Annotated in this window: 6 protein-coding genes; 5 read left to right on the top strand and 1 reads right to left on the bottom strand. The window is 39.9% G+C overall.

Features of this window, described 5'->3' with window-relative positions; all coding sequences use genetic code 11:
* Positions 1–194: 194 nt before the first annotated feature.
* Complete coding sequence (locus ACFORE_RS06490; protein ID WP_154455497.1) at positions 195–1,007, bottom strand: Cof-type HAD-IIB family hydrolase; 813 nt, start codon at positions 1,005–1,007, stop codon at positions 195–197.
* A gap of 159 nt (positions 1,008–1,166) precedes the next feature.
* Here ACFORE_RS06490 and ACFORE_RS06485 point away from each other — a divergent pair, with 159 nt between their 5' ends.
* From ACFORE_RS06485 to lytR, 5 genes are all read left to right on the top strand, one after another.
* Positions 1,167–1,766, top strand: coding sequence for a DUF1361 domain-containing protein (locus tag ACFORE_RS06485; RefSeq protein ID WP_154455498.1), 600 nt, complete (start codon positions 1,167–1,169; stop codon positions 1,764–1,766).
* Positions 1,767–1,867: 101 nt separating this feature from the next.
* The gene (locus ACFORE_RS06480; RefSeq protein ID WP_154455499.1) at positions 1,868–3,289 is read left to right on the top strand and encodes an NCS2 family permease; all 1,422 of its coding nucleotides are present in this window, start codon (positions 1,868–1,870) and stop codon (positions 3,287–3,289) included.
* A gap of 122 nt (positions 3,290–3,411) precedes the next feature.
* Positions 3,412–3,855, top strand: a complete 444-nt coding sequence (gene tsaE, locus ACFORE_RS06475) for a tRNA (adenosine(37)-N6)-threonylcarbamoyltransferase complex ATPase subunit type 1 TsaE (RefSeq protein ID WP_168261435.1) — start codon at positions 3,412–3,414, stop codon at positions 3,853–3,855.
* Positions 3,848–4,360, top strand: coding sequence for a GNAT family N-acetyltransferase (locus tag ACFORE_RS06470; RefSeq protein WP_380435062.1), 513 nt, complete (start codon positions 3,848–3,850; stop codon positions 4,358–4,360). The genes tsaE and ACFORE_RS06470 overlap by 8 nt, the downstream gene beginning before the upstream one ends.
* A 10-nt stretch (positions 4,361–4,370) precedes the next feature.
* Positions 4,371–5,531 (top strand): glycopolymer--peptidoglycan transferase LytR, encoded by a 1,161-nt coding sequence (gene lytR / locus ACFORE_RS06465; protein WP_380435061.1) that lies wholly within the window; start codon positions 4,371–4,373, stop codon positions 5,529–5,531.
* Positions 5,532–5,651 lie beyond the last annotated feature (120 nt).

The following is a 5,651-nucleotide window of genomic DNA, read 5'->3' as shown; positions in this document are numbered from 1 at the left end:
GCATTGAACATAAAGAAAGAGAGGACGAAGTTCGTCCTCTCTAGGTGTTAGCTTTTCATCTACCTACTACAGTTGACAAAGAGCCAAATGAAATAATCGGACTACAACGTCATTATATTCGTTATCAAATTGTAAAGAAAGTTGAAAGATTTTGAAAATAATGAAAAAAAGAAAAACTCCAATAAAGAAGTTTTTCACAAGAAGATTTTTTCTAATTCTTTAGCCACACCGTCGTTTTTGTTAGAAAATTCTGTCTGTTTATCTGCAAATGGCAAAAGAACGTCATTTGCATTTTTCATAGCATAACCGACACCAGCAAAGGCTAGCATCTCTGTGTCATTGTGTTCATCTCCAAAAGCAATGAGTTGTTCAGGAGAAAAATTAAAGACATTTAATAGGTAGTTTAAAGCGTAAGCTTTGTTGACGCCTTTAGGTGAAAATTCAAGAATGTTGAGCGGACCGCCCCAAGAATCGACTTCAATATCGTTATTGAAGTGTTGGCGAATTTCTTTGGCGAGAGCGTATTTGTCCTCGTGACGTGTTTGCATAAGAAGGGCATTAGGATTTTCCGTGATTTTAGTAATATCCATGGTCATCTTGTCCGTGATTTCCTCAACCCCAAACAATTTTGGATTGACCACTTGCTGATTTTCCGCACTAATGTAGAATTTCTTGCGGTATTCGCTGGCGATAAAATCCGCTTCAATGCTCTTTTGCATATCCAAAACATCCAAAAGGTAGCGTTTGTCAATAGTGACGCTGTGTTCAAAATCCCATTTCTTTTCAGGTAAATGCGTCAAGGCACCATTGAAAGAAATCATGGGTGTGGTTAAACCAAGACGACGGTAGTGCTTAACTGCCATGCGGTAAGGTCGCCCCGTTGCAATCACAACCTTGTGCCCTTTTTCTTGAATTTTTTGGATAGTATCCACTGTGTAGTCCGAAATCGTATCATCGTGGCGCAGCAAAGTGCCATCTAAATCTAATGCAATCATTTTAGTTTTCATACTTTTTATTATAACAGAAAAGGAGGTTGGACGAAACGAAAAGCTCTTTTTGAAAATGGTGAATTTTTAGAAATGTAAGCTTTTTTAACAACATTTTAAGAAAAATTTATTATAATTTTACTATCGACAACAACTAAAACCAGAAAGAAGGGGGACGCTATGATTAAAAAAATCGGTTTTATTCATCTCTTTTTTGGGATGATTGCCTTTGGTATCTACCACTACAATTTGCAGGGACCAGATTTGGTTTGGAATATGTTTTTGGCCTTGGTGGCATTGGACTTTTCACTGGTGACGTACTATGTTCGCTTTAGAGTGGTAAAGTACGCCAGCTTATTGCTCTGGCTCTTTTTCTATCCCAATACCTTCTATATGCTAACAGATATTGTGCACATGCATTTTGCTAGTACGGTTTTGTGGGACAAGACGAGCTTGATTTTATACATGCTTTATGTGTCTAGCATTTTGTTTGGTGTTCTTTGTGGGATTGAGAGTTTTAAAAACATCATGGAAACCTTCAAGGTTAGAAATGATTACCTGCGTTTGATATTCATCGGTTTGCTTTCGTTTATTTCAAGTTTTGCCATTCACATTGGACGTTATGCAAGGCTGAATTCTTGGGATATTTTCACACGTCCTAAAACCGTTGTTGCTGAGATTCTCAATGTCGTTGGTTGGGATGCGGTGCATTTTGTCATAGGGTTTACCTTTATCCAAATTCTTTGTTTGGTCTTTTTGGATCGAAAACCTGAGAAATAATCGTTGAAAAGTGAACGATCTTTTGGTAGAATAAGGAAGTTGTTCGGAAAATAACAAAAAGCAACGCACAACTAACCTTACCAAAAGGAGAAAAACGTTCAATGGAAAAGTTTTTTAAACTTAAGGAACATGGCACTGACGTTCGTACAGAAGTTACGGCTGGTTTGACTACCTTCTTTGCCATGTCTTACATCTTATTTGTCAATCCCTCAATTCTTTCGCAAGCTGGTATGCCTGCTCAAGGTGTCTTTCTAGCGACTATTATTGGTGCGGTTGTAGGGACTTTGATGATGGCTTTTTATGCCAACCTTCCTTACGCACAAGCACCAGGAATGGGCTTGAATGCCTTCTTTACTTACACAGTTGTCTTTGCCCTTGGTTACACGTGGCAAGAAGCCTTGGCAATGGTCTTTATTTGTGGGATTATTTCCCTTATCATCACAGTAACTAAAGTTCGTAAGATGATTATCGAAGCCATTCCAGCTGTATTGAAATCAGCGATTTCGGCTGGTATTGGTATTTTCTTGGCTTACGTTGGAATTAAAAATGCTGGTTTCTTGAAATTTTCTATTGACGCTGGTACTTATACAGTATCAGGAACTGGTGCTGACAAAGGCTTGGCTTCTATTACAGCAGATGCCTCAGCAACACCAGGTTTGGTTGCTTTTAACTCACCGGCCGTCATTCTTGCTTTGATTGGCTTGGCGATTACTATTTTCTTTATCGTGAAAGGCATTCGTGGTGGCATTATCTTATCTATCGCTGCAACAACGATTGTTGGTATTTTAATGGGTGTTGTTGATTTAGGTGCTGTTAATTGGTCTGCAACTAATTTATCAGCGTCTATCAACGACTTGAAACAAATTTTCGGTGCGGCACCTGGTAGCCAAGGTCTAGGAGCGCTTTTCTCAGACCCATCACGTCTGCCTGGTGTGTTGATGGCTATCTTGGCTTTCTCATTAACAGATATTTTTGATACGATTGGAACGCTTGTCGGAACAGGTGAAAAAGTAGGTATCATCTCAGCAACTGGTGACAGCAAAGATTCTGCTGCCCTTGACCGTGCCCTTTATTCTGACTTGGTTGCGACAACCTTTGGTGCGGTTGCCGGAACATCTAACGTAACAACTTATGTGGAATCAGCGGCAGGTATCGAAGCTGGTGGTCGTACAGGTTTGACTGCCCTTGTCGTAGCGGTACTCTTTGCTATTTCAAGTTTCTTTAGTCCTTTGGTATCTATCGTTCCTACACAAGCGACAGCCCCTATCTTAATCATCGTTGGTGTGATGATGTTGTCAAACCTTAAAAACATCAAATGGGCTGACTTGGACGAAGCCATTCCTGCATTCTTTACATCTATCTTTATGGGATTCACTTACAGCATTACTTACGGTATCGCAGCTGGTTTCATCACTTACACTTTGGTTAAAGTCTTTAAAGGACAAGTTAAAGAGATTCCAGTGGTTATGTGGGTCTTGGATGCCTTGTTTGTCTTAAACTTCATTTTCTTGGCTGTCCTATAAAAAAGATTTTACAACGCTTACTTGCAAGAGTTGAAAGACTTCAGTCTTTTAGCTCTTTTTATTTTGGGGAGAAAATTCGGGTTAGGGTTGGAAGAAAAAATGTTTTTTGATATAATAGGCACATGTTTTATAGTCAAAATGAAGATGAGCTAATTGCCTATGGGAAAAAGCTTGGTCTAATGCTGCAAGCAGGGGATGTTTTGGTCCTGACTGGAGATCTCGGTGCTGGTAAGACGACCATAACCAAGGGAATAGCAAAAGGCTTGGGTATTACGCAAATGATCAAAAGCCCGACCTATACAATTGTTCGAGAGTACGATGGGCGTCTGCCCCTTTATCATTTAGATGTTTATCGTATTGGAAATGACCCAGATTCGATTGATTTGGACGATTTTTTATATGGCGATGGGGTGACCGTTATTGAATGGGGCAATTTGCTGGACACTCAATTGCTAGATGATTATTTAGACATTCAATTAACCCCTTCTGGTGATGGACGCAAGCTTGATTTTGTAGCTCATGGTCCTAGAAGTCAGGAGTTATTGGAGGCTTTAGAAGGTGAGTGAGCAAGACCTTGTGATTGAAGAGGCGCAGGTGGAGGATGCCTCATCTTTATTAGCCTTGTTGCAAAAAGTGATTGAGGAAACGGATTTTATTATTCAAGACAAAGCCTTGACTTTGGATGAGATGATTCGTTTTTTGGACCAGCAAAGTGAGTCCATCAACGCCATTTGTTTGGTGGCTCGACTTGGAGAAGAATTCGTAGGCGTTTTGAATATTGTCCCTTCAGACCATTCACAAGATGACTCTATCGGTGATATCTTTATCGCTGTTAAGCAAGCCTATTGGGGTTACGGCTTAGGTTCATTATTGATGGAGACGGCTCTTGACTGGGCAAAACACACGCCAATGATTCACCGTTTGGAGTTGACGGTGCAAGTGAGAAATAGCAGAGCTATTCACCTTTATGAAAAGTTTGGTTTTAGGATAGACGCTACGACGTCACGTGGCGTACAAACGAAAGATGGAGAATTTCTTGACGTCTACTTGATGAGTAGGTTGATAGACTGAAAGTAAACGAATGAAACTTAGAAAAAAAATACTGTTAATGATAACGGCTATCATTGCCACTACCCTTGTTGCTTTAGGAGTTTATGTTACCTCAGCCTTCAATTTTTCAACTAATGAGTTGGCAAAGACTTTCAAAGATTACAACACTTCAGATAGTGAAGCCATCAAGCAAACGAAACCGATTTCAATCCTCTTGATGGGGGTAGATACAAGAGATTCTGAGCGAAAATCAACTTGGCAAGGGAATAGTGACTCGATGATTTTGGTGACGATTAACCCTGAAACCAAGACAACGACCATGACCAGTTTGGAACGCGACGTTTTGGTGACTTTATCAGGACCAAAAGACAATGATATGACTGGCGTTCAGGCAAAATTGAATGCCGCTTACGCATCAGGTGGAGCTAAAATGGCTATCATGACGGTTCAGGATTTGTTGGACATTGAGATTGATAATTACATTCAAATCAATATGCAAGGTTTGGTGGACTTGGTAGATGCCGTTGGTGGTATTACGGTAACCAATAACTTTGATTTCCCGATTTCTATTGCTGAAAAAGAACCTGAATACACAGCGACCGTTGAACCTGGAACGCATAAGATTAACGGAGAACAAGCCTTGGTTTACGCTCGTATGCGTTATGATGACCCTGAAGGGGACTACGGACGTCAAAAACGCCAACGTGAAGTTATTCAAAAAGTGATGAAGAAAATTTTGGCTTTGGACAGTGTCAGCTCATACAAGAAAATCTTGTCAGCGGTCAGTGGCAATATGCAAACCAATATTGAGATTTCATCAAGTACCATCCCTAGCTTGCTTGGTTACACAGACGCTTTGAGCAATGTGGAAACTTATCAGCTTCAAGGCGAAGGCGAAATGATTAACGGTACTTCTTATGAAATTGTCAGCGCGGACCACTTGCTAGAAATTCAAAACAACATCAAAAAACAATTGGGTCAAAAAGAAAGCGACACTCTGAAAACAACGACGGTGCTTTCAGAAGACCTTTACGGAACCTATGATAGCAGTTATAGCAGCGGCTACGATACGACTTATAGCGATGGTTACAATAGTAACTATTACTATGACGATTATAGCAGTAGCACTTATAGCGACTATTATGGTAGTACGGATACCTACTCACAATCTTATAATAGTTATTCTTACTAATGTGGGACAAAAAAAGAGAGCACGAAGATCTCTTTTTTTACCATTTGTCAAGTATATCAACGATTTCTAGAAGAAATCATTATCGGAAGCTGCTTAATTCAACCAGTAGAGAAGTTATTT

The organism is Streptococcus alactolyticus, assembly GCF_042649785.1.
GTDB classification, from domain to species: domain Bacteria; phylum Bacillota; class Bacilli; order Lactobacillales; family Streptococcaceae; genus Streptococcus; species Streptococcus alactolyticus.
The sequence above is the reverse complement of the archived record's forward strand: the minus strand, read 5'-3'. Positions and strand labels throughout refer to the sequence as shown.